We start from the raw sequence: 22,657 nt of genomic DNA on the forward strand, positions 1-22,657 counted from the left end.
GCAGCAACTCCCACCTTCCGCGGGACAGAGCAGGGCAGGACACACACAAGGGCCCGACCGCTGGCGACGGGGGATGCACCAGCGATCGGGCTATGGCCAAGACTAACAACGTCGCTGGTGCGGCGGGGCCAGACCGCTCGGCCGCACCGGCGACATGTGACCGGGATCACTGTCCCGTCACTCGCTGCCCGGGCATCCACTACCCGTCGCACGGAGGCTCGTACGACAGACGCGGCAGATACTCCTGCCATTTCTCCGGCGTCAGCACACCCCGGGTGGTCGAGCAGATGCGGCGGACGGCCGTGTCGACGTCCAGGTTCCACAGCCGGACCGTGTCGGTGCCGCTGGACACCCCGAGCATGTGGCTCTTGGGGCTGAACGACAGGAAGTTGCCGGTCTTGGCGTTGGGGCTCATCGACTGACCGATGGGCCCGGCCTCGGCCGGGTCGCTCACGTTCCACAGCCGTACGGTGTTGTCGTTGCCGCCGCTGGCCAGGTTGTGGCCGTCCCGGCTGAACGTCAGCGACACGACCGCTTCGGTGTGGCCGGTGAGCGGGGAGCCCAGCCGGCTCGCAGCGGCGGGATCGGTGACGTTCCACAGCCGGACCGTGTCGTCGTCGCTGCCGCTGGCCAGCGTGTCGCCGTCCGGGCTGTACGCGAGCGCGTTGACGGGGCCGGAATGCCCCTTGAGCGGCGTGCCGAGCCGGGTGGCGCGACCCGGGTCGGTCACGTTCCACAGCCGGATGGTGCCGTCCGCGCTGCCGCTGGCCAGCGTGTGGCCGTCCCGGCTGAAGACGAGGGAGTTGACGTAGCCCCGGTGGCCGGTGAGCGGCTTGCCGAGCCGGGTCACGTGGGACGGGTCGCCGACGTTCCACAACTGGATGGTGCGATCGTCGTAGGCGGTGGCCAGGGTGCGCCCGTCCGGGCTGTACGCGAGTGCGTCGGGGCCCATGAAGCGGGTTCGCAGCGTGATGGGCGGCCCGTAGGAGACCGGCCGGGTGGGGTCCGTGACGTTCCACAGATGCACCGCCCGGTTCCCCGTCAGCACCGCGAGGGTGCGGCCGTCGGGAGAGAACAGCATCGAACGGTCGCCGCCGTCCCCGGGTAAGAACGGTTCGTTCAGCTCGACGGGCCGGGCGGGACTCTCCACGTTCCACAGCCGGACGCTGCCGTCGCGCGCCGCCGTGGCCAGCACCCGCCCGTCCGGGCGGAACGCTCCGCTGCGGCCGATCATGTCCGACGTCGGGATCGACCACAGGCGGACCTTGCTGTCGCCGCTGCCGGTGGCCAGGGTCCGGCCGTCGGGGCTGAAGCCCAGCGCGTACATCTCGCCGCTGCTGCCCGCGAGCGGCTCGCCGACCTGCGAGGCGTAGGCCGGATCGCTGACGTTCCACAGGCTCGCCGTACTGTCCGCGCTGGCGGCGGCGAGCGTGCTGCCGTCGGGACTGAAGGCCACGGACCAGATGGGCCCGGTGTGGCCGGTGAGCGGCGAGCCGATCGGCGCCGCGTCCGCCGGGTCGGCCACGTCCCACAGCCGGACGGTGTCGTCCGCGCTGCCGCTGGCGAGGGTCCGGCCGTCGGGGCTGAACGCCACGGAGTGCACCAGGTCCGTGTGGCCGGTCAACGTACCGAGCGCCTTGGCCCGGCCCGGCTCGGCCACGTTCCACAGCCGGATCGTGTCGTCGTCGCCCCCGGCCGCCAGCGTCCGCCCGTCCGGGCTGAACGCCACCGAGCGCACCGCGGCGGTGTGGCCGGTCAGCGCACCGAGCGCTTTGGCCCGGCCCGGTTCGGCAACGTCCCACAGCCGTACGGTGCGGTCCTCGCCGGCGGAGGCCAGCGTCCGCCCGTCCGGGCTGAAGGCGACCAGGTAGATGGTGCCGTGATGGCCGGTCAGGGGGGCGCCGAGCGGACGTGGGTGGCGGGGATCGCGTACGTCCCACAGCCGGACCGTGCCGTCGTCGGCGGCGCTGGCGAGGGTGCGGCCGTCCGGACTGAACACCGCGCTGCTCACCCAGCTCGTGTGACCGGTGAGGGGCTTGCCCAATGGCCTGGGGCGGGACGGGTCGCTCACGTCCCACAGGCGTACGGTCCGGTCGTAGCTGGCGGTGGCCAGGGTCCGTCCGTCCGGGCTGAACGAGGTGAGGTAGACGGCGCCGGTGTGGCCGAGCATCGGCGTGGCCAGCGGCGCGTTGACGATCGAGATCAGCCGGCTGTTCGTGCCCTCGTCGCCGGGGCGCAGACGGTGGGCCACCAGGTCGAGCTGGGCGGACAGCGACGGATCCGTGTACTGGACGCGATCGGCCTCGGCGACCACCTGCTCGAACACGGCGTCGTCCCGCTCCTGCCAGGCCACCACCGCCGAGCCGACCGCCACCATGGCCAGGACGACCAGAGCCGCCACCGCACCGCGGCTGATCCACACGGTCCGCCTGCGCAGCCGCACCGAAGCGGCCAGGAACTCCATCGCGGCGCGGGTCAGGAAGGTGTCACCGGCGGTCTTCGCCCAGGTGTGTGCCTGTTCCAGCCGCGAGCCCCGGTAGAGCAGGGACGAGTCGCGGTTCGAGCTCTCCCAGGCCCGGCCGTCCTCCTCCAGCCGCTGGCGCAGCAGATGGTCGCCCCGGTCCTCGTCGATCCAGTCGCGCAGCCGCGGCCAGGCGTGCAGCAGCGCCTCATGGGTGATCTCCACGGTGTCCGCGTCGAGCGTCACCAGCCGGGCCTGCACCAGCGCCTCGAGCGACTCCTCCGTCTTGGCCGGGTCCGTCGACTCCTCCGCCAGCCGGCGGCGCGTGCCCCGCCTGCGGGTGGCCTGGGTGTCCTCGCCCAGCCGGACCAGCCTGAGCAGGAGCAGCCGGGCGGCCGCACGGGCCGGAGGGTCGAGGCTGGACCAGGCGCGCTCGGCGGTCGCCGCCACCGCGCCCTGGATGCCGCCCGCCGCGCGGTAGCCGGCCAGCGTCAGCCGGCCCGCCTTCCGCCGCTGCCAGGTGGCGAGCAGCGCGTGGGAGAGCAGCGGCAGCACCCCCGCGTCGTGCGCTCCGCGCGCCCCGTCGGCGCTCATCTCCCGGACGATCAGCTCCGCGAGACCCGGTTCGAGCTCCAGTCCCACGGCCTTGGCGGGGCCGGTCACCGCCTCGCGCAGCTCCGCGGTGGTGAGCGGTCCCAGCACCATGTGCCGGTGCTGCAGCGCGTCGGCCAGTTCGGGATGGCCGAGGCACTGGTCGTAGAAGTCGGCGCGTATGCCGAGGACCACGAGCACGGGGGGCGGTTCGCCGGGGGCGGCGGGGGTGCACACGGCGTGCAGCAGCTGGATGAACGTACGCCGTTCCGCCTCGTCGGAGCAGAGGGTGAACGCCTCTTCGAACTGGTCCACGATGACGACCGGTCGGCCGGGGGAGGGGGTCTCGCGGGTCGCCCAGGCGGAGACGGCGTCCCGCACCGCGTCACCGGCTTGGGCCGCCCCCTCTTCCACGGCGGCGACGGCGGGTGCGAGCTCGGGGATACGACGGGTCAGCTCCTTGACCGGGTCGCCGCCCGGCACGAGCTGGAGCACCTCGCTCGGCAGGCCGTTCCCGTCGCCGTTCTCGTCGCTGCTTCGGTCACTGTTCCGGTCACTGAGAGCGCCGTCGCGCAGCGCGGGCACCAGGCCGGCGTTCAGCACGGAGGACTTTCCCGCCCCCGAGGCGCCCACGAGCATGACCAGGCCCCCCGTCGGCTCCGCCGCGCGCAGCAGGTCGACGAGGGCGTCCGTGCACCGCTCCCGGCCGAAGAACCACCGGGCGTCCTGCTGACGGTAGGACGCCAGCCCCCGGTAGGGGCACACACCGGTGACGGCCGCGGGCCGCCGTTCTTCGTCCGGGGAGGCCGCGGGCTGCTCGCCGGCGACCGGATCGGCCACCGCGCGCTCCCACAGACGCTGCCACTGGGCCAGGTCGTACAGACCCGAGGACACCGGCGTCGGCCGCGCGCGCCGCGCCAGGGGTATCAGGACGTGCAGTACGGCGGCCAGGGCGGCGAAGTGCGCGGGCACGTTCCTGGCCCGCCGCCAGTCGCTGATCCGCTGGGCGGACACCCGCACGGGCCGCCCCCGCTCATCGACCCGCTGCAGCCGGACGACCGCCTCGGACACCCGCTTGAGGGGAGGATTGCCGGCCTCGCTGTACAGCAGCGCGAGGCGTTCCGCGAAGGCCGTGCGTGCTCCTGAATCGGAACTCAAGCCTCCACCCCTTTACTTCACCCGCACTTGGACATCCGGACCGGAAAACCCACTTTATATGGCTGACCTGCGACGAAGGCGCTCTCCGGACACCGGAACCTCCTCGCCGCGCACCTCGGCTGGCAGGATCTCGTGACAGCAGCGATCCCCCGAGAGCCGCTGGACGGCCCATCGGCGCAGCGCCCGGGGATCCCGCTCACGACGCCGCCCGCACCGTTCGGCACCGGTCCCCACGAGGGGAGGGACCGGCGCCGGACGAAGCGGCGGCGGTCCACTGGTCGGTGTTCTCGCCTTCGTCCTCAGCCGCATTTGCTTCGTCCTCAGTCGCATATGAGTCGCATATGAGTAGCGCTACTCATGCCGAGCCCCGTGGGCACCCGACATCGTGATGACTGCCCCTCCGGCACACCGTACGGAAGGGCGCCGACTCATCCGACCGATCGGAGAACACCGTGAGCTCCTCCCGTCGCAGCCGTGCCGTGCTCGCCCTGGCCGCGGACAACTGGCTGTCCCGCTGCTACCTCGCCGCGGTCGTCCTCGCGAGCGTTTTCACCCTCTACGACGACCTGTTCGTCACCCACGCCGACGCCTCCATGGCCGGAGTCTGGCCCCTGTTCCTCACGGCCCCTTTGAGCCTGCTCTTCATGGCGCTGCCCGAATCGCTGTCCACGGGTGCCCTCTTCTACGCGGAAATCGCACTCGCCGCACTCGTGAACGCCATCGCCCTGGGCGCGCTCGCCCGCGCCATGCGCGGCGACAGCGGGTCGTCCGCGCACGCGGCGCCCAGCGCCTGAGGTTCGTGCGCAGTTCTCCTGATGGCCTGTGGTTCCTTGGTGCGACTGGGTATCACGGGGTGGTGTTCAATGGGGTGGGATCAGCCTTTTATGGCACTTTCCGGTGATTGTTCATCGTGAGGTGCGGGAGCGTGATGGTGCGTTCGGTAGCGTGCGTGTCACTGCGAGGCCGGTGAGAGCAGTAGTCACGGTTCCGGTCTCCTTGAGAATCCGCCCCGTGCCCAGGAAAGCGACGCGGGGTCCCCGCCCCGCCCGGGTCCACACCGGGCGGAAAGCGTCCGGCGGGGCGGATACCGCAGCCTCCGAATCGCCGCAGCCGGCGGCGCCACAGGCGGCAGGTACCGCACACGATGAGCACCCGCACCGCACCCGGCGGCGACGGCCCACGGTCCCACGGCAGGCGTCCAAACCCCGCCCAGCACGACGGACCACTTCCCGGCATCCAGGAAAACCCAGGATCGCCCAGGGAACCTCAGCTCATCAGCGACGCTGCCGCACGGCCCTCACGTCTCACGCGAGACAGGTCTCACGCCAGACCCGTCTCACGCGAGAGCGGCGACGAACTTCCCGAGCCGGTCGATGCCTTCACGAAGGTCGTCGGCGGAGGCCGCGTACGACAGCCGGACATGCGTCTCGGCCGTATGCACGCCGAAGTCCCTGCCCGGGGTGAGGGCGACATGCGCCTCCTGGAGCGCACGTTCGCAGAACTGCCAGGAGGTCAGCCCGGTCCGGCTGACGTCGAAGTAGACGTAGAACGCTCCGTCGGGCGGTACGGGGACCGGTAGTCCGATCCGTTCCAGGCCGTCCAGGACGAGCGCGCGCCGCTCGGCGAACTCGACGCGGCGGGCCTCGCAGACCGCGAGGGACTCGGGCGTGAAGCAGGCGAGAGCGGCGTGCTGGGCGGGGGTGGAGGCGCAGAGGAAGTAGTTCTGGGCCAGGCGCTCCAGCGCCGGCACGAGGATGTCGGGGACGACGCACCAGCCCAGCCGCCAGCCGGTCATCCCGAAGTACTTCGAGAAGCTGTTGATGACGACGGCGTCGGGGTCGAGCGAGAGCGCGCTGCGAGGGGGCCGGCCCTGATCGTCGTGATCGCTCAGGTCGAGGTAGATCTCGTCGACGATGCGCCAGGCCTCGCGCTCGCGCGCGAGGTCGCAGATCGCGGCCAGCTCGTCGGCCGGAACCGAGGTGCCGGTCGGGTTCGACGGAGTGGCGACCATGATCCCGCGCGTCCGGTCCGTCCAGTACGACCGCACGGATGCCGCGTCCAGTTGGAACCGGGTCTCGGCTGTGGCGGGGACGAGGGTGACCTGGGCGCCGAAGCTCTCGACGATCTGCCGGTTGCAGGGGTACGACGGGTCGGCGATGAGCACCTCGTCACCGGGGTCGACGAGGGCGGCGGTGGCCAGGACCAGGGCGGCGGAGGCTCCGGCGGTCACGACGACCCGGGCCGGATCGACCTCGACGCCGTGCTGGTCGAGGTAGAACCGCGCGATGGCCTCTCTCAGGGCGGGCAGTCCGAGAGCGGCCGTATAGGTCAGGGGCCGTCCGTCCGCGACCTCGCGCATCGCCTCCAGGACGGCCGGGGGCGCGCCGAAGTCCGGTTCGCCGAGGCTGAGTTTGACGACGTGCTGCCCCTGGGCCTCCAGTGCGGCGGCGTGCTTGCCGAACTCCATCGCGTAGAAGGGGGCGACGGCCTGGGCGCGTCGCGAGATCCGTATGCCGCGACCTCCGGCTGCCGGTCGCTCGGTCGGGAGTGGATTCATGTCGCCTTCCTGGTCGCTGGTGGCGGCACAGCCTATGCGGGGAGACATCGGAGCCGCCCGACCGCCCGCAGGGAGGGCACAACCTGTTCGGCATCCCCGCGGTCCACGCGATGTGGGACGATTTCGCACGTGACCACCAGACCCGCCGCCGACCAGCACCTGCGCGACCTCGCGCGGCTGCGCCGCGTCCGCGACCGGATCGACCGGGAGTACGCGCAGCCGCTGGACGTCGAGGCGCTCGCCCGAGGCGTGAACATGTCGGCCGGGCACCTCAGCCGCCAGTTCCGGCTGGCCTACGGCGAGTCGCCGTACGCCTATCTGATGACGCGGCGCATCGAACGCGCGATGGCGCTGCTGCGGCGTGGCGACCTCAGTGTCACCGAGGTCTGCTTCGAGGTCGGCTGCGCGTCGCTGGGCACCTTCAGCACGCGCTTCACCGAGCTGGTCGGTGTGCCGCCCAGCGTCTACCGGAGCCAGGCGGCGCGGGCGACGGCGGGGATCCCGTCGTGCGTGGCGAAACAGGTGACCAGACCGATCAGGAATCGAGAAGCGCGGGCCCCCGGTCGCGCCTAGCGTGAGGGCCATGGACATCACCATTCACGCGAGCTTCCTCCCGCACGACGACCCGGACGCCTCCCTGGCCTTCTACCGCGACACGCTCGGCTTCGAGGTCCGCGGCGACGTCGGACAGGGCAAGATGCGCTGGATCACGGTCGGCCCCCCTGGCCAGCCCGACACGTCCATCCTCCTGGCGCCGCCGGCCGCCGACCCCGGCATCACCGACGACGAGCGCCGCACCATCGCCGAGATGATGGCCAAGGGCACCTACGGCTGGATCCTGCTGGCCACCGCCGACCTCGACGGCACCTTCGAGCGGGTGCAGGCCGGCGACACCGAGGTCGTCCAGGAGCCGACCAAGCAGCCGTACGGCATCCGCGACTGCGCCTTCCGCGATCCCGCGGGCAATCTGATCCGCATCCAGGAGCGTGGCTGAGCCGTCCGGCGATCGCGGAGGGCAGCGTCGATCGGGGTCGAAGGGGTCGATCGGGGGCGATCGGGGTCGATCGGGTGGACGCGGACCGGTGTCGCGGTGGACAGCGGACCGGTGTCGCGATCGCGCCGAGCAAGTCGAACAAACGTACTGTCCGTGCTGCGCGAAGCTGGTTGGATCGAGCCAGGCGACTTTGCCGTAGACCGCGCACGCGGCTTCGCCCGACAGGCGGCTTCGCCCGACAGGCGGCTTCGCCCGACAGAGGGAGAGACGATGAGCATGGCCACGAGAACGGACACGCGGTCGCCCGCGCCGCATGTTGCCGACAGCCATGATCTGATCCGCGTGCACGGAGCGCGCGAGAACAACCTCAAGGATGTCAGCATCGAGATCCCGAAGCGCCGGCTGACGGTGTTCACCGGCGTCTCCGGCTCGGGCAAGAGCTCGCTGGTGTTCAACACGATCGCCGCGGAGTCGCAGCGGCTGATCAACGAGACCTACAGCGCCTTCGTGCAGGGTTTCATGCCGACGCTGGCGCGGCCCGAGGTCGACGTCCTCGACGGTCTGACGACAGCGATCATCGTCGACCAGCAGCGGATGGGTGCCGACCCCCGCTCCACGGTCGGCACCGCCACCGACGCCAACGCGATGCTGCGCATCCTCTTCAGCCGGCTCGGCGAGCCGCACATCGGCCCGCCCAGCGCGTACTCCTTCAACACCGCCTCGGTCCGGGCGAGCGGCGCGATCACCGTCGAGCGCGGCAACAAGACCAAGGCGCAGAAGGCGACCTTCAACCGCACCGGCGGCATGTGCACGCGCTGTGAAGGCCGGGGCAAGGTCTCCGACATCGACCTCACCCAGCTCTACGACGACTCCAAGTCGATCGCCGAGGGCGCGTTCACCATCCCCGGCTGGAAGTCGGACAGCCAGTGGACCGTGGGGCTCTACGCCCAGTCGGGCTTCCTCGATCCGAACAAGCCGATCCGCAGCTTCACCAAGAAGGAGATGCAGGACTTCCTCTACGGCGAACCGACCAAGGTGAAGGTCAACGGCGTCAACCTCACCTACGAAGGCCTGATCCCCAAGATCCAGAAGTCGTTCCTGTCCAAGGACAAGGAGGCGATGCAGCCGCACATCCGGGCGTTCGTGGAGCGGGCGGTCACCTTCACCACCTGCCCCGAGTGCGACGGCACCCGGCTCAGCGAGGGCGCCCGGTCGTCGAAGATCAAGGACATCAGCATCGCCGACGCGTGCGCGATGGAGATCCGCGACCTGGCCGAATGGGTCCGCGGCCTCGACGAGCCGTCGGTGGCCCCGCTGCTCACCGCGCTTCAGCAGAGCCTCGACTCGTTCGTGGAGATCGGCCTCGGCTACCTCGCGCTCGACCGGCCGGCCGGCACCCTGTCCGGCGGCGAGGCACAGCGCGTCAAGATGATCCGCCACCTCGGCTCCTCGCTCACCGATACGACCTACGTCTTCGACGAGCCCACCATCGGCCTGCACCCCCATGACATCCAGCGGATGAACGACCTGCTGCTGCGGCTGCGGGACAAGGGCAACACGGTGCTCGTCGTGGAGCACAAGCCGGAGGTGATCGCGATCGCCGACCATGTCGTCGACCTCGGTCCCGGCGCCGGTACGGCGGGCGGCACCGTCTGCTACGAGGGCACCGTCGAGGGGCTGCGGGCCGGCGGCACCATCACCGGCCGCCATTTCGACGACCGGGCCTCCCTCAAGGAGACGGTGCGCAAGCCCACCGGCACGCTGGAGATCCGCGGCGCGACCACGCACAACCTCCAGGGGGTCGACGTCGACATCCCGCTCGGGGTGCTCTGCGTGGTCACCGGCGTCGCCGGCTCCGGCAAGAGCTCGCTGGTCCACGGCTCCGTCCCCGCCTCCGCGGGCATCGTGTCGGTCGACCAGACGCCCATCCGCGGCTCGCGACGCAGCAACCCGGCGACGTACACCGGACTGCTCGACCCGATCCGCAAGGCGTTCGCGAAGGCCAACGGCGTGAAGCCGGCGCTGTTCAGCGCCAACTCCGAGGGCGCCTGCCCCACTTGCAACGGAGCCGGCGTCGTCTACGTCGACCTGGGCATGATGGCCGGCGTCGACACCCCCTGCGAGGACTGCGAGGGGAAGCGGTTCCAGGCATCGGTGCTGGAATACCACCTCGGCGGCCGCGACATCAGCGAGGTGCTCGCGATGTCGGTGGCCGAGGCCGAGGAGTTCTTCGGCGCCGGCGAGGCGCGCACCCCGGCCGCCCACGCCGTCCTCGACCGGCTCGCCGACGTCGGGCTCGGCTACCTCACCCTCGGCCAGCCGCTCACCACGCTGTCCGGCGGCGAGCGGCAGCGGCTCAAGCTGGCCACCCACATGGCCGAGAAGGGCGGCGTGTACGTCCTCGACGAGCCGACCACCGGCCTCCACCTCGCCGACGTCCAGCACCTGCTCGGCCTGCTCGACCGGCTGGTCGACTCCGGCAAGTCGGTCATCGTCATCGAGCACCACCAGGCGGTCATGGCGCACGCCGACTGGATCATCGACCTCGGCCCCGGCGCCGGCCACGACGGCGGCCGGATCGTCTTCGAGGGCACACCCGGCGACCTCGTCACCGACCGCTCCACACTCACCGGCGAGCACCTCGCGGCCTACGTCGGCGGCTGACCGGGCGGCCTGGGTCACCCTGCCTGCTACCCGGCGGAGCCGGCGTAGGCGATGTTCGGCCGGGGCGGCCTGGCCATGCCGGCGCCGAGGAAGTAGTCGGGGTGGTGGGACTGCATGTACCCCTTGAACGTCATGGCGTTCCGGTAGGCGGGGTTGTGCGAGAGCGTGTACAGCCGGGTGTTGGTCGGCTGGTTCGTGGTGAAGACGATCAGCTCGTTGTAGGACGCGTTGGTGTACACGGCCTCCTCACGCCAGTCGCCGAGGATGTCGCCGACGAGGGTGGGCCCGCCCTGTGCGGCCGTGACGGCGCCGTGGTTCCAGGTGCTGACCAGCCGGGGGAGGCTGCCGCTGGACGTCGGGTTCTGCGGGTCCCACTTCTCGATCTTGCCGCTGTTGAGCAGCTCCATGGTGAGGTCGCCGTGTACGGCACGATGGACCGCGGCGAGGGCTACCGCATGATGCGTGAACGGCTCGACAGGGGACCGGGACCGGGACCACGAGACTTCACCGCCGTCTTCGCCAGCAACGACCTCATCGCCGCCGCCGGCGTGCGCGACGCGCTGCGCGAACGCGGGCTGCGCGTTCCCGACGACATCTCACTGGTCGGATTCGACGACCTCCCCCCGGCCGCGGACATAGACCTGACCACCGTCCACGTCCCGCACGAGGAACTGGGCCGCACCGCGCCGTACGGCTGGCACTCAGGAGCGAGACGCCCGGTGGTGCCCAGCACATCCTGCTGGGCACCCACATCGTCGTCCGCGACTCGGTCCGCCGGGGGCCGGGAGGAGGACGGCTTCTTGGACGCCGGCGCCCGGCCACCGGCCGGCCGGCCGGCCGGCCGGCTGACCGGCCGACCGGCTGGCCGACTGGCCGACTGGCCGACTGGCAGGGCTCAGTCCTCGGTGAACTCCTTCTGGACGCAGACCTCGCCGGGACCGTTCCAGCACAGCTTCATCAGGTACTTGGCGGCATAGGGAACGACGTTGTAGTCGAAGTAGCCGCAGCCGGAATCGCCACCGTCCCCCTTCGTCTCCTTCAACTGCCACCCGGCCACGTACATGTAGAGCTTGCCGGTGACCCCGTGTCCGTCGGACCGCGTATCGCACACACGGAAGGTGTCGGGGTCCGGGTCGAGGTGGGTCATGGTGCCGATGGTGTGCCCGCTTCGGTTCAGCCGCAGCGTGGTGTCGGCGGCACTGGCGGCGCCCGTCGCGCTGACGACAAGGGCGACGGCTCCCGCCACCGCGAGGGCGCTTCGAGCTACCAGGTACTTCCGCATCGTGTCTCCTGGTGATGTGTTCATGATCCTGAGCGGACAACTCTAGATCGCCACCAGCCCCCGCCCGCCCAGTGGGCGCCGCGCCTTCACCTCCGTTCTGCGCACCCGCCCGACAAGTCTCGCTCGTTCATTCGTGCCCCTCTCGAAGCTATTGCGGGTATGGCACGGCAGGCGACTGCCAGGCCAAGTCAATTGGCTGTGCGCTGGACGGGAGGGGGTAAACCTGTGCTGATGAGTAAATCGCATCGATACGTCTGCGGCTGGAGTTGTAGACGTATGCGGTACGTGACTTAAGGATCCGTAGATCTTTTTGGTGGTATCCGGAACATCTAGAATTCTTCAGTCATCAGCACAATCGAAAAGGTGGCGAGTGGAATGTCTGTTCCAAGCCCTTCAGGAGCCCCGGATGCTTCTCCGAGTCCGGCTCCCGGACCCGCCGCCGGCCCGACGTCCGCTCCGAGTGTGAACGGCACTATTTCTTCGCTTGACCGGTGGAGACTCGGCATCGAGATCCTCATTGGGTTGACGACAATTGTCACGCTGATTGTCTTAACGGTCCAAACAGATGCAGCCAGAGACCAGGCCCTGGCTGCGACGGTGCAGAGTGAGGAGGCTGCTAAGCAGGGTGCAGCTCAGCGTCTGGATGGGATGTATGAGCGACTGATGGAGAGGAAGGAGTTTTTCGCTTCTCAGGATAATTCACAGGTCACCGAGCATATGCTGCGAGGCACGCCGCTAGAGAATATAAAAAACGAGGTTGAACGCGCTCGGGTATTCTCTGCTCTGGAGTGGGAGCTGGTATATGTTGACTATCTGTATGAAATGTTGCCAGGCTTGATTCCGTGCGTCCCTGCGGACGGGCATCTTATGTCGAATGCGGAGGTGTCGGATGATGGTCGAGGTTGCGATGGCTGGGTTGCGTGGAGCGAATACATGAAATCGGTTTTCGAGGACGACAGGCAGTGTTGGCTGCTGAAGGAGACCGAGGCGACTTATGGATTCGACATGGTGAACGCAATTCGCCAATCAGGAGTATGTAAAGAGATTCTGTGAGTTCGCCCTACGAGCGTCGATTATTCCACTCTGTGGGGCCAGTAGGTGGCCTCGGGCGGGCTGCCCCAAGGGGCACCCGCCCGTCAGGGCCAGGTCCGCTCAATACGGTCATGTCGCACGGCGTACGCTGCCGGACCGCCCTTCTCGACGGCCCGGTGCATCGCGTCACGGCGTGCGACGAGCCGTTCAACCATCTCGACGCTGCGAAGCTGCTGGTTGTCCACGTAGAACAGCACCGCCTCACGCTCCAGAACAGGCCGGATCTCCAGGTCGCGGGTCTTGATCCGCCCGTCCTTCGACAGCGGGACCCAGGACCGGTCGAGACCGTGAGTGATCCACTCCTCGTCAGGAACGTCCTGCCCGTCGTCCGGGAAGACGTCCCCGATGCGGTGAACCGTCCACCCGCAGACCCTCAGCCCCTCTGCGACACGACGACCGAGATTCCGGTCGAGGAAGAACTCAGGCGGCAAGGTGCACCACTGCCTTGCAGAGCGCGTCCACCTGCTCAGGCGTCATGTCGTAGTCGTACGCGATGTCCTCGACGGTTTCCCCGGCCTCCCACAGGTCGGTGATGGCCTGGACCGTGACGCGGTTGGCGGCCACCACGGGGAGACCGTGGCCGAACCTCGGATCGATCACGACGGGGACGGAGTCCGGGTACTGCCTCAGCCGCAGGCTGGAGGGGAAGTCGTCGCCCGGCTCCCAGATCAGGTAGCGGAGATAGTCGGAGACCACTTCGTGGATGGGGACCTGGCCGTCGCGGGCCCGCCGGAGATCTCCCCAGCCGTGCTCGATGAAAATGTCCACGCCGTCCGTGGCGATCCGCTTGGACACGAGGCCGTAGGGGGTGTCGAAGGCGTCCCGCACGGCGGCGGCTGCCTCCCTGATCTCGCTCATGCGGAGTCCCAGGGAGCGCAGAGAGCGAAGGACGTGCGCCTCGGCCACCGCGATGAACGGTACGGAAGGCTGTCCCTTCCTCACCGGCTCTACCTGGTGAACCAGCGGTGCTCCAGCGGCCTTGCCCTTCAGCCACGAGGTGAGAGTCGACTGCGGGATCTGAAGGTAGGAGGCCGTTTCCCTGGGTGTCAGAAGCCCGTCCTGGAACCTGTCGACCATGCCCCACCTCCTCTTGGCGCTGAGTTTCGCATCGTCGCACATCAAGACTTCCACCTGCGGGTGGACCACATACCCAGCCACCGGCTCAGCCGGCCGCACGGAGACGGTTCCCGGCTCGGCAGTCCCGGCAACGGCCGGGTTCCGCCGCGCGGAATCCCCGGTCGCAACCGTCGCAGTTCCTCATGGGCACGACCGCCGGCCGTACCGCGGGTTCCGCGCTTCTGGCCGGTGCGGGCAGGGGTGTCTCCTTGAGCCGGTAGGCGAGGATGCCGGCCGGGCGGACCAGGAGGTTGTCCGGGAGTCCGGCGGTGAGGTGGTCCGTGATCTGTGTGGGCAGGAGGCCTGCCGCGAGCCACCGGGTGACGGCCGGGGCAAGACGGGCGGCTTCCTGTACTGACAGGACGAGGCGAGGGTCGACCCTGCGCAGGGCGGCGAGTACGGCGACGGCCTGCGGGTCGGCGTCGGCGACCGGGATCGGTGTCTCCGCCTCGGCCTGTACCGGCGCGGCCACCGTTTCCTCCACGGCCGCGGACGCGGGCGTGACCGCCGTGGCGGCGGGCTGCTTTCGGGGCCGACGAGGCTTGGGCGGCTCGGGAGGCCCGTCCGGATCCGGATCGCCCCCGGGGACGTCGTAGAAGTACGTCCGGGTACGGATCTGCCCAGTTGACAGCCGCTCGCGGCGGCGCTCCAGGTAACCGGCCGCTTCGAGCTCCCTGAGCGCCCGCGAGATCAGGATCTCGCCCTCGGTGAAGTGCTCACACAGGGCGGCGATGGTCACGGGGGTGCCGGTGGGAAGGGAGAGGATGTACACCGCGACGCCGATCGTGACCGCGCTGCCGCGCCGCTGGGCGAGGGCGTTGGAGATCACGGTGAAGTCGGCCGTGAGGCGGGTGCGTACGTGGATCACGCCGGAGGTCGGAGCTCCGGCGTCGGCGCGCAGGCGCGCGTTAGACTGCGGGTCAGCCATCGGGAAGTGAGTCTCTTCCTGATCGGTCAGGCCCTCGATCGGGATGCCAGTCCCGGCCGGGGGCCGTATCTGTTTGCGGTTGTCGCGGCGAACGTAACCGTCCGTATCCCGCGCCTGCAAGCCGGTCACTCGGACGGGTGACGTGGGCTTCGCGGCGGGGAGGGTGGGTGGGCGGGTAGTTCTTTCCCCGGTTCTTTCAGGAGGTCAGTGGCCCGCCGGACCCTCGCGGACAAGGGCCCGGTGAGCCCGGAACGCGGACGGCAGCCGGGGCCCGGCCGCCTCAGGGACGGTGCTGCCCGGCCTTCAACTCGCCTATGAAGGCGGCCCAGGCATAGGCTTCGAAGCACAGTGCCGGACCGTGCGGGACCTTGCTGTCACGGACGGGGACGACGGCCTCCTGGAATCCGTCGGCCACCTCCACGCAGTTGCCGCCCTCCTGATTGCTGTAGCTGCTCCTGCGCCAGGCGGCGCCGTTCAGATCGGGACGGGACCTTCGCTCCACGGTGGTTGTCCTCCAACACGGATCGGATCATGTCCAGTGACATGAGCGGGGGCAGGGCTGCCGCCCGAAGCCGATCGTAGGTCAGTGAGAAGTTCCTGACCTCGTCCGGATCCTCGATGAGTTGGCCGTAGTGCGCGCCCTCTGTATAGGCGATCTCCGAGCCGTCCGGCATGGTGAGAACGGTGAGCGAGCCGCCCATCACGTCGTGCTCGCCCTGGTCGAACGGCAGTACCTGCACGGTGATGTGAGGTTCCGCCGTGGTTTCCAGCAGTCGCTCCAACTGCTTGCGCATCACCGCCTGGCCGCCAACCGGACGCCTGAGCACCGCCTCGTCGAGGACCACCCACAGCTCGGGCCGGTCGGGCGTGCGGAGGCGTTCCTGCCGTCCCATGCGAGCGGCGACCCGCTCCTCCAACTGCTCTTTGCTGCCGAGCGTCCGACCGACCCTCAGCACCGCCCGGGCGTACGGCTCGGTCTGCAACAAGCCCGGCACCACATGTGCCGCGTACTCACGAATGAGTACCGCCCGCTCCGCGTACTCCATGAACTTCCGCGACCAGTCCGGAAACGCCTCCCGGTACACGTACGCCCACAGCTCCACCAGCAGTTCGTCCGCACCGAGCGCCACGTCGAGCGCCCGCGCCAGCTCCAGTGTCGGTTTCGCCCCGGACGCCCGCTCGATCTGTGTGATCCGGGTGCTCACCACGTGCGTCCTGTCGCCCAGCTGGGCCTGGGTCAGTCCGGCCGCCGTACGGAGTCTGCGGACCCGCGCACCGAACAGTGCGGCCATCGACGCGCTGGGATCAATTCCGTTGGCCAAAGCGTCACTTCCGTTCCTTACGGGCTGAAAAGTAAGGCTGCGTCACCTGTTGAGCGTAGGGCGGTCGGACGATTCTTGGATGCGGAACGTGATGGATCGCGCACATCGTGCGACATCTCCCTGCTCGACGGACAAGGACGGAACACGCCGTGCTGACAGAAACGACCGTCCCGGCGGACGAACCGGGGCGTGGTGCCACGCCCCTCGCGTCGGAGGTGGGTGCCCTCACCGACGTACAGAGCGAACTGCCGCCTCTTGTCGGGCAGTTCGCCTCCTCTCCGCGGGGTGCGCGGCTGGCCCGGCGGCTCGCCGTACGGCACATGGAGGAGTGGGGGTATCCACCGGCGTCGGACGCGTCGTGCACGGTCGCCCTCGTCGTCGCCGAGCTCGCCGCGAACGCCGTGCGGCACGGCCGGATGCCCGGACGTGACTTCGGCCTCCGACTCGCTCTCGACACGGCGGCGGGCCTGGTTCGCGTCGAGGTCGCGGACGCGGCCTCCGCGAAACAGCCTCCCGAAGCCCCGCCTTCGTCGGCTCCTGAGGGCGAGTCGGGCCGAGGGCTGCTCCTGGTGGATGCCCTGGCCGTGCGCTGGGGTTCGGTGCCGCGTCACCCGCTGGGCAAAACGGTGTGGGCGGAGTGCGCCATGGAAGCGCCTTGATGTATCCCCGGCTGAGTCGGGAGGAATTCGGAGAGTATTCCTGGACTGAATGACTTACCTGGAGTCGAAAGACAAAGGGGACCGTAGCATGTCAGGAAAGCGGTGGCCGGGTCCAGGTATCAGGGACGGTGTGCCGCGAGGCCCGCGCGATACGGCGAAAGCTGGATTGCCTGAACCCCAATCTCCAGTCGATTAAAATACGGATCCGCCGGAATGATACCCGAAACCGGCGCTGCCTCCTGCGTCGGTGACTTCTGCCAGCCGACGCAACTCCGGGAGCCAGGACGATTCCCAGCGAGGGCATTCAAGGAGATGAGTGGGGCGCCTAAGTCGCGCTAGACACGTACATCAAGACGAACCATGGGATCACCTAAAGGGCGCGAGCCCCATGGTGACGGAGTGTCCGTAGTAGTCGCAGGGGTAACGGCCTGCCGTGGGGTCCGGGAGAGCCGGAATCAGGGCGAAGGGACACAGGTGACATGGGATCCACAAGACCGGAAGGTATGCGTAATGCAGACTGCCGAAGCGGTACTTGAAATCCTCCGTGAACGCGGCAGGCGGAACCTGCCGTGCAACGAGCTCTATCGACAGATGTTCAACCCGCAGTTGTATCTCCTGGCCCACGGCCGCATCTACTCCAACCAGGGAGCGATGACACCCGGGGCCACGGGCGAAACCGCAGACGGCATGTCCCTGGAAAAGATCGGAAGCATCATCGATGCGTTACGCCACGAGCGGTTCCGCTTCAAACCGGTCAAGCGGGTCCTCATCCCGAAAAGGAACGGTAAGACGAGGCCGCTGGGCCTGCCGCCATGGACGGACAAGCTGGTGGGCGAGGTGATGCGCCTCCTCCTGGAGGCATACTTCGAGCCCCGGTTCTCCGACCACTCACACGGTTTCCGTCCCCGACGGGGCTGCCACACCGCACTGAGCGAGGTGGCACGCACCTGGACCGGGACAACATGGTTCATCGAGGGAGACATCGCCAAGTGCTTCGACTCACTAGACCATCAAGTGATGCTCGAAACCCTGGGCGAAAAGATCCACGACAACCGGTTCCTGCGGCTCGTGCACAACATGCTCAAAGCCGGATACCTGGAAGACTGGACCTGGAACGCGACGCTCAGCGGCACGCCGCAAGGCGGGGTTTTATCCCCGGTCCTGTCCAACATCTATCTGCACAAACTGGACGTCTTTGTCGAGACAGTTCTCATGCCGGAATACACCCGTGGGAAACTCAGGGCGAGAAACCCTGAATACCGCCGGGTCGAAGCGGCTGTCCAGCGAGCACGCTGGCGCGAAGACCGCGCCGAAGTGCGCGCCCTGCGCAAGCGGCTGCACACCCTCCCGAGCCAGGACATGTCCGACCCGGGATACCGCCGCCTGCGCTACGTGCGATACGCCGACGACACCCTCATCGGGTTCACCGGACCCAAGGCCGAAGCCGAAGAAATCAAACAGCGACTGGCCCAGTTCCTGCGAGACGACCTCAAGCTGGAACTTTCCCAGGAAAAGACGCTGATCACCCACGCCAGAACCGGCGCGGCACGATTCCTCGGATATGAGATCACCGTCCGCAGGGACGACCGCAGATCGGAACGGAAAAGAGGCCGCCGGCGACAGCGCCGGTCGACCAACGGAACCGTTGCGCTGCACGTCCCCAAGGACGTGATCAAGGCCAAATGTGCCCCATACCTGGAACGCGGAAAACCCGCGCGACAGCCCTCGATGCTTCACTACGACGACTACACGCTCGTCAACATCTACGGCGCCAGGTACCGCGGAATCGTTAACTACTACCTGCTGGCCGGTGACGTCTTCCGACTGAACCGGTTGCACTGGGTCATGCAGTCCTCGCTGCTGTGCTCCCTGGCGAACAAGCACCGCTCGACCATGTCGAAGATGGCCCGCAAGTACAAGGTCACCATCGACACCCCGGCCGGGCCACGCAAGTGCCTCCAGGCAGCCACCACCCGCGCCCCGAGCAGGAAACCGCTGGTCGCACAGTTCGGTGGCATTCCACTCCAACGGCACAAGGCCGCGGTCCTGACCGACCGCGATCCTGCCCAACGCCAGCCTCGGCGAATCGAGTTGACAAGGCGGCTGCTGGCCGGACTCTGCGAACTGTGCGGACAGACCGCACAGATCCAGGTCCACCAGATCCGCCGACTCGCCGACCTCGACCGGCTCGGACAGACGCAGCCCGACTGGGCCGTCCTCATGGCCAGGAAACGGCGCAAGACCCTCATGGTCTGCCCGCCCTGTCACGAAGGCATCCACGACGGCCGCAAAGCCGCAGTTCACGGCAGTCACTGGAGAGCCCGTTGCGGTTAACGCCGCACGACGGGTTCGGGAGGAGGCCGCTGGGAAAAGGAACAGCTCCGCTGTCACCTCGCCCGGCGGCCCACCTCACGTGCGCCTTGTAAAGCGCCTGTTCGTATTCCCGGTAAAGCCGGGATGGATTTGGAGAACGGGGAGAGCGTGACGGTCAATGGCCGCCGGTGAGTTCGCCGGACGGGCAATGAGGCTGTTGAGCCGGGCTTTGACGCGGATCCGCGTAGAAACAAACCGGTCATTGGGGAGCGCCAGTCTCAGGATGAGTCTCCGTAGCGGGTCGCAATCGCGACGGCGCGGTCGCGCAGGGAGGTGCGCAACGACCGCGGGGCCAGGGCTTCCGCGTCCATGGCGAGCTGCCACAGCGCCCATTCGGCGTGTCGTGAATCTTGGAAGGTCACCTCCAGCCGCAGCCAGCCGTCCGCGTCGGGTTCTTCTGCGCGGACGGCCAGCGCGGTGTCCAGCAACTCCTCCCGCCGCGCCGGGTTCACCCGTACCAGCACGGTGATGTGGTCGCCGCCGGAGAGAAACCGCGCGGAGCGTTCCCGCCAGATCCGGTCCAGATCGACCCGGTTCGGTCGCTGTGCCGTTTCGGGGAGTTCCTCGGCGGCCAACACCCGCGACAGCCGGTAGGTGCGGTCCGCGCCAGACCTCGTGGCCAGTAAGTAGGCCCGGTCGCGTACGGTGACCAGGCCGATCGGCTCCACCGTGCGCCACCGTGGTGTCTGACCTGTGGCGGCGTAGTGGATGCGCAGCTTGTGTCCGGCGAGCACCGCGCGCCGGACCGCGATCATTGTGGTGTCGGGTACCTCCTCAGTGACCAGCCGACGTGAGAGCAGGTCGGTCTCCGGGTCGACGAGAAAGCGCTGGGCCGCGTCGCTCGCGGTGGCCCGATGGCTTTCGGGCAGCGCGTCGACCACCTTCCGCATGGCCGAAGCGAGCGCCGAGCCGAGGCCGAACACCTGCTCGCCGCGCCCCGATCCGGCGGTCAGCAAGGCAAGGGCCTCGTCGTGGTTCAGACCGGTGAGCTCGGTCCGGAAACCGGGCGCCAACGCGAAACCGCCGTGCCGGCCGCGTTCGGCGTAGACCGGGACGCCGGCCGCGGACAGCGCCTCGATGTCGCGCAGCACGGTGCGGGTGGAAACCTCCAGCTCCCGGGCCAGCGTGTCCGCAGTCAGCCGACCGCGCTGACGCAGCAGCAGCACCAGCGAGACCAACCGGTCGGCGCGCATGCGAGAACTTTATCGGAATACGTGACCAAGGATGTCGTGATTTCTTGCGAGGCTCGTCAACACGACGTCGAAGCCGGCGGCTACCGAGCCGATGGCCGTACGTACTACTCCCAATGAATCGCATGGAGCTGACGTGGCATTAGAACGAATGACGGTCAACCCGGTGAAGTGGTCGGTGGAGATGGGATTCAACCAGGGTGAAGTCGTCTCCGGGCACACCCGGACCCTGTACATCTCGGGCCAGACCGCGATGAACGGCGACGGCAAGCCCCAGCACGACGGTGACATGGCGGCGCAGTTGGCGCTGAGCATCGACAACGTGGAGGCCGTGCTCGGCGAGGCCGACATGTCTCTCGCGAACCTCGTCCGGCTCAACGTCTACACGACCGACGTCGACCTGCTCTTCCAGCACTACGGCGTGCTGGCCGCGCGGTTGGGCGCCGCCGGGGTGGCGCCGACCACCACGATGCTCGGGGTGACGCGGCTGGCGATCCCCGGCCAGCTGGTCGAGCTCGAGGGGACCGCCGTCGCGTGACGCGACCTCGCCGCGTCTGCTACCGGTGCCGGTCGAACCGACACGGGTAGCAGGCGAGCGGGTCGGGTCACACCTTCTTGACGACGATCGTGTCCGGGACCAGCTTCTCCAGGTCGTCGACGTCCGAGGTGAAAACGGTGACCTGTCCCTTCTGCTGTCGCGCGATCACGGCGAGCACGGCGTCGATCGCGTACTTGTGGCCGTGCAACTTGGCCTCGGCCAGGAGCCGGCGTGCCTGGCGGGCCTCGTCCTTCCCGATGTCGGCGACCTGGAGCCGGGACACTACCCAGTCCCAGCGCTGTTCGGTCGTTCTGCCGTCGTACGCCTCGACCAGGGTCATCGGCGACGTCACCACTTCGGCCTCCCCTCGCGCCGCGAGGTCGAGCCAGGCGATCATCTTCCGATCACCGCGCACTGCCAGGGAGAGAGCTTCACAGTCCAGGACGAAGACACGGAGCGGCCTCTGCCCGTGCTCACCGACTCGCTTCTTCACGCAGCCTCTCCGGCGTTGTGTTGTCCGGAGGCGCGGCGCCGCTCGTGTTCGGCGTCGAGATCTTCCAGCTCGTCGAGGGCTGCCACACGCTCGTCCTCAGTCACGGGGCCGTGTTCTTCCTGCAGCCAGTCGACCAGTTCCAGGAGCCGGTCCCGGTCGCGCTTGAAGCGCAGCGCCTCGGCGACGTACGCCGACAGGCCCCGCTCCGCCGCGTCCGCGCGGATCTCTTCCAGGAGATCCTCGGGAATCGTCACGGTCACTTTCTTCGTCGCCATACAAGAGACCATACTCTTGGTATCGCACTCCTTACCAGCTGGCCGCGGCCGACGATAAGACGGTCAGGCGGCCGTGGCGGGGCGTGGGCTGCCGTGGAAGACCTGGCTGATGTGCCAGGAGCGGTGGATCGCGGCGACGGGGTGGGCGCCCGCCTGAGGCCCGATGAGTGATCGGTCGGCGAGCGCGATGACGTGCTCGCGGGCGGCGGGGCTGTGGCCGACGAAGCGCTGGGAGACCAGGATGCGGTGGCCGTCGCCGACACCGAGGACGCCCTTGTCGAAGAGCTTGTGGTGCAGCGAGCACAGGCACAGTCCGTTGTCGACGTCGTCCGGTCCGTCGAACGCCCACCAGCGCACGTGCGCGGCCTCCAACCCGACCGGCACCGCGCCGATCCGGCCGTCGTAGCCGCAGAAGGCGCACCGGTACTCGTAGGCCGTCAGGACCCGCTCCCGCATCCGCGGATCCCGCCGCCTCCGCACGGCGGCCGAGAGCTCTCCGGTCGCCGCCGGCTCCAGCTCCAGACCGACGGATTCGCACAGGTCGCCGTGGAGCGAAGGCGGGAAGTGCAGGTCGAGCAGGACCCGTGCCATCCGGCCGAGCAGCGCCGGCTCACGCCGCAGCGCCGCCCGCAGTTCCGGCGCCAGCCGCCCAGCGGCCCCCGCGGCCCGCAACTCCCGTACCCCGCTGCCGGGGCTGCCCGGTCCGCGATCGGTGCGCACCTCCCACACGCCGTCGCTCACCAGGTGGTGGAACGGGTAGGCCGGAGTCGTCCTGTTCGGCGGACCGTACTCGGTGAGCAGCCGCTGCAGATCCTCCTCCACCGCGCTGTACCGCAGTTCGCCGGCGGCATCCTGCTGGAACCGACCGAGGGCGTACAGCAACAGCAACGGCTTGTGCGGAGCGCGGGTCCCGCTTCTGGTCCACTGCCTCAGTTTCGCGGTGCGCTCCAGCCAATCCATGACC

General features: G+C 68.8%; 21 protein-coding genes and 1 pseudogene. 9 read left to right on the forward strand and 13 right to left on the reverse strand.

The window, feature by feature from the left end; all coding sequences use genetic code 11:
• Nucleotides 1-199 precede the first annotated feature (199 nt).
• A complete protein-coding gene (locus tag Q4V64_RS28815) occupies nt 200-4,210 on the reverse strand; it encodes a WD40 repeat domain-containing protein (protein WP_124440357.1) in 4,011 nt (1,336 codons plus the stop codon).
• 452 nt (nt 4,211-4,662) lie between these two features.
• On the opposite strand from Q4V64_RS28815, the gene Q4V64_RS28820 reads away from it, so the two are divergent.
• Nucleotides 4,663-5,004, forward strand: coding sequence for a hypothetical protein (locus tag Q4V64_RS28820; RefSeq protein ID WP_124440356.1), 342 nt, complete (start codon nt 4,663-4,665; stop codon nt 5,002-5,004).
• 542 nt (nt 5,005-5,546) lie between these two features.
• Here Q4V64_RS28820 and Q4V64_RS28825 read toward each other — a convergent pair.
• Complete coding sequence (locus Q4V64_RS28825; RefSeq protein ID WP_124445549.1) at nt 5,547-6,767, reverse strand: pyridoxal phosphate-dependent aminotransferase; 1,221 nt, start codon at nt 6,765-6,767, stop codon at nt 5,547-5,549.
• A gap of 129 nt (nt 6,768-6,896) precedes the next feature.
• On the opposite strand from Q4V64_RS28825, the gene Q4V64_RS28830 reads away from it, so the two are divergent.
• From Q4V64_RS28830 to Q4V64_RS28840, 3 genes are all read left to right on the forward strand, one after another.
• On the forward strand, nt 6,897-7,340 hold the full coding sequence (locus tag Q4V64_RS28830) for a helix-turn-helix transcriptional regulator (protein WP_124445550.1): 444 nt from the start codon (nt 6,897-6,899) through the stop codon (nt 7,338-7,340).
• A gap of 10 nt (nt 7,341-7,350) precedes the next feature.
• Entirely contained in the window at nt 7,351-7,761 is a 411-nt protein-coding gene (locus Q4V64_RS28835; protein ID WP_124445551.1) for a VOC family protein, read from the forward strand.
• A 270-nt stretch (nt 7,762-8,031) separates the two neighbouring features.
• Nucleotides 8,032-10,425, forward strand: a complete 2,394-nt coding sequence (locus tag Q4V64_RS28840; protein ID WP_124445552.1) for an excinuclease ABC subunit UvrA — start codon at nt 8,032-8,034, stop codon at nt 10,423-10,425.
• Nucleotides 10,426-10,451: 26 nt separating this feature from the next.
• Here the strand turns inward: Q4V64_RS28840 and Q4V64_RS28845 are convergent, their stop codons facing one another.
• Nucleotides 10,452-10,832: a hypothetical protein gene (locus Q4V64_RS28845; RefSeq protein WP_216377738.1), complete on the reverse strand. Its 381-nt coding sequence runs from the start codon at nt 10,830-10,832 to the stop codon at nt 10,452-10,454.
• A gap of 39 nt (nt 10,833-10,871) precedes the next feature.
• Here Q4V64_RS28845 and Q4V64_RS55300 point away from each other — a divergent pair.
• Nucleotides 10,872-11,203 (forward strand): annotated as a pseudogene (locus Q4V64_RS55300) (substrate-binding domain-containing protein); the annotation flags it as partial.
• 117 nt (nt 11,204-11,320) lie between these two features.
• On the opposite strand, the gene Q4V64_RS28855 reads toward Q4V64_RS55300, so the two are convergent.
• Nucleotides 11,321-11,707 (reverse strand): hypothetical protein, encoded by a 387-nt coding sequence (locus Q4V64_RS28855; protein ID WP_124445553.1) that lies wholly within the window; start codon nt 11,705-11,707, stop codon nt 11,321-11,323.
• Between the two features lie 462 nt (nt 11,708-12,169).
• On the opposite strand from Q4V64_RS28855, the gene Q4V64_RS28860 reads away from it, so the two are divergent.
• On the forward strand, nt 12,170-12,760 hold the full coding sequence (locus Q4V64_RS28860) for a hypothetical protein (protein WP_124445554.1): 591 nt from the start codon (nt 12,170-12,172) through the stop codon (nt 12,758-12,760).
• A gap of 83 nt (nt 12,761-12,843) precedes the next feature.
• On the opposite strand, the gene Q4V64_RS28865 is transcribed toward Q4V64_RS28860, so the two are convergent.
• The 5 genes from Q4V64_RS28865 to Q4V64_RS28885 all read right to left on the reverse strand — a co-directional run bounded on the left by Q4V64_RS28865 (nt 12,844) and on the right by Q4V64_RS28885 (nt 16,135).
• Nucleotides 12,844-13,230 (reverse strand): toxin-antitoxin system, toxin component, PIN family protein, encoded by a 387-nt coding sequence (locus Q4V64_RS28865; RefSeq protein WP_124445555.1) that lies wholly within the window; start codon nt 13,228-13,230, stop codon nt 12,844-12,846.
• On the reverse strand, nt 13,220-13,876 hold the full coding sequence (locus tag Q4V64_RS28870; RefSeq protein WP_124445556.1) for a DUF433 domain-containing protein: 657 nt from the start codon (nt 13,874-13,876) through the stop codon (nt 13,220-13,222). Before Q4V64_RS28870 ends, Q4V64_RS28865 begins: the two co-directional genes overlap by 11 nt.
• 85 nt (nt 13,877-13,961) lie before the next feature.
• Nucleotides 13,962-14,843: a hypothetical protein gene (locus Q4V64_RS28875; RefSeq protein WP_172629605.1), complete on the reverse strand. Its 882-nt coding sequence runs from the start codon at nt 14,841-14,843 to the stop codon at nt 13,962-13,964.
• Nucleotides 14,844-15,123: 280 nt separating this feature from the next.
• The gene (locus tag Q4V64_RS28880; RefSeq protein ID WP_253267535.1) at nt 15,124-15,264 is read right to left on the reverse strand and encodes a DUF397 domain-containing protein; all 141 of its coding nucleotides are present in this window, start codon (nt 15,262-15,264) and stop codon (nt 15,124-15,126) included.
• Nucleotides 15,218-16,135 (reverse strand): helix-turn-helix transcriptional regulator, encoded by a 918-nt coding sequence (locus tag Q4V64_RS28885; RefSeq protein ID WP_124445677.1) that lies wholly within the window; start codon nt 16,133-16,135, stop codon nt 15,218-15,220. Before Q4V64_RS28885 ends, Q4V64_RS28880 begins: the two co-directional genes overlap by 47 nt.
• Before the next feature lie 179 nt (nt 16,136-16,314).
• Here Q4V64_RS28885 and Q4V64_RS28890 point away from each other — a divergent pair, with 179 nt between their 5' ends.
• Nucleotides 16,315-16,824, forward strand: coding sequence for an ATP-binding protein (locus tag Q4V64_RS28890; RefSeq protein ID WP_303712222.1), 510 nt, complete (start codon nt 16,315-16,317; stop codon nt 16,822-16,824).
• 510 nt (nt 16,825-17,334) lie between these two features.
• Nucleotides 17,335-19,158, forward strand: coding sequence for a reverse transcriptase/maturase family protein (locus Q4V64_RS28895; protein ID WP_303712224.1), 1,824 nt, complete (start codon nt 17,335-17,337; stop codon nt 19,156-19,158).
• Nucleotides 19,159-19,415: 257 nt separating this feature from the next.
• Here Q4V64_RS28895 and Q4V64_RS28900 read toward each other — a convergent pair whose 3' ends face one another.
• Nucleotides 19,416-20,390 (reverse strand): WYL domain-containing protein, encoded by a 975-nt coding sequence (locus tag Q4V64_RS28900; RefSeq protein ID WP_124440350.1) that lies wholly within the window; start codon nt 20,388-20,390, stop codon nt 19,416-19,418.
• A gap of 91 nt (nt 20,391-20,481) precedes the next feature.
• On the opposite strand from Q4V64_RS28900, the gene Q4V64_RS28905 reads away from it, so the two are divergent.
• Complete coding sequence (locus Q4V64_RS28905) at nt 20,482-20,925, forward strand: RidA family protein (RefSeq protein ID WP_124440349.1); 444 nt, start codon at nt 20,482-20,484, stop codon at nt 20,923-20,925.
• Nucleotides 20,926-20,992: 67 nt separating this feature from the next.
• Here Q4V64_RS28905 and Q4V64_RS28910 read toward each other — a convergent pair whose 3' ends face one another.
• From Q4V64_RS28910 to Q4V64_RS28920, 3 genes are all read right to left on the reverse strand, one after another.
• On the reverse strand, nt 20,993-21,418 hold the full coding sequence (locus Q4V64_RS28910; RefSeq protein WP_124440348.1) for a PIN domain-containing protein: 426 nt from the start codon (nt 21,416-21,418) through the stop codon (nt 20,993-20,995).
• A complete protein-coding gene (locus Q4V64_RS28915; protein ID WP_124440347.1) occupies nt 21,415-21,693 on the reverse strand; it encodes a CopG family transcriptional regulator in 279 nt (92 codons plus the stop codon). Before Q4V64_RS28915 ends, Q4V64_RS28910 begins: the two co-directional genes overlap by 4 nt.
• Nucleotides 21,694-21,756: 63 nt before the next feature.
• Entirely contained in the window at nt 21,757-22,653 is an 897-nt protein-coding gene (locus tag Q4V64_RS28920; RefSeq protein WP_124440346.1) for a phosphorothioated DNA-binding restriction endonuclease, read from the reverse strand.
• Between the last annotated feature and the right edge of the window lie 4 nt (nt 22,654-22,657).

It is taken from the genome of Streptomyces sp. NL15-2K (genome assembly GCF_030551255.1).
GTDB lineage: Bacteria > Actinomycetota > Actinomycetes > Streptomycetales > Streptomycetaceae > Streptomyces.

Bases quoted from the DNA above. Each gene is read 5' to 3' on its own strand.
- Q4V64_RS28825 (WP_124445549.1), bottom strand. From the start codon at position 6,767: ATGAATCCACTCCCGACCGAGCGACCGGCAGCCGGAGGTCGCGGCATA.
- Q4V64_RS28835 (WP_124445551.1), top strand. From the start codon at position 7,351: ATGGACATCACCATTCACGCGAGCTTCCTCCCGCACGACGACCCGGAC.
- Q4V64_RS28840 (WP_124445552.1), top strand. From the start codon at position 8,032: ATGAGCATGGCCACGAGAACGGACACGCGGTCGCCCGCGCCGCATGTT.
- Q4V64_RS28845 (WP_216377738.1), bottom strand. From the start codon at position 10,832: ATGGAGCTGCTCAACAGCGGCAAGATCGAGAAGTGGGACCCGCAGAAC.
- Q4V64_RS28855 (WP_124445553.1), bottom strand. From the start codon at position 11,707: ATGCGGAAGTACCTGGTAGCTCGAAGCGCCCTCGCGGTGGCGGGAGCC.
- Q4V64_RS28870 (WP_124445556.1), bottom strand. From the start codon at position 13,876: ATGGTCGACAGGTTCCAGGACGGGCTTCTGACACCCAGGGAAACGGCC.
- Q4V64_RS28875 (WP_172629605.1), bottom strand. From the start codon at position 14,843: ATGGCTGACCCGCAGTCTAACGCGCGCCTGCGCGCCGACGCCGGAGCT.
- Q4V64_RS28885 (WP_124445677.1), bottom strand. From the start codon at position 16,135: ATGGCCGCACTGTTCGGTGCGCGGGTCCGCAGACTCCGTACGGCGGCC.
- Q4V64_RS28895 (WP_303712224.1), top strand. From the start codon at position 17,335: ATGCAGACTGCCGAAGCGGTACTTGAAATCCTCCGTGAACGCGGCAGG.
- Q4V64_RS28900 (WP_124440350.1), bottom strand. From the start codon at position 20,390: ATGCGCGCCGACCGGTTGGTCTCGCTGGTGCTGCTGCTGCGTCAGCGC.
- Q4V64_RS28905 (WP_124440349.1), top strand. From the start codon at position 20,482: ATGGCCGTACGTACTACTCCCAATGAATCGCATGGAGCTGACGTGGCA.
- Q4V64_RS28915 (WP_124440347.1), bottom strand. From the start codon at position 21,693: ATGGCGACGAAGAAAGTGACCGTGACGATTCCCGAGGATCTCCTGGAA.
- Q4V64_RS28920 (WP_124440346.1), bottom strand. From the start codon at position 22,653: ATGGATTGGCTGGAGCGCACCGCGAAACTGAGGCAGTGGACCAGAAGC.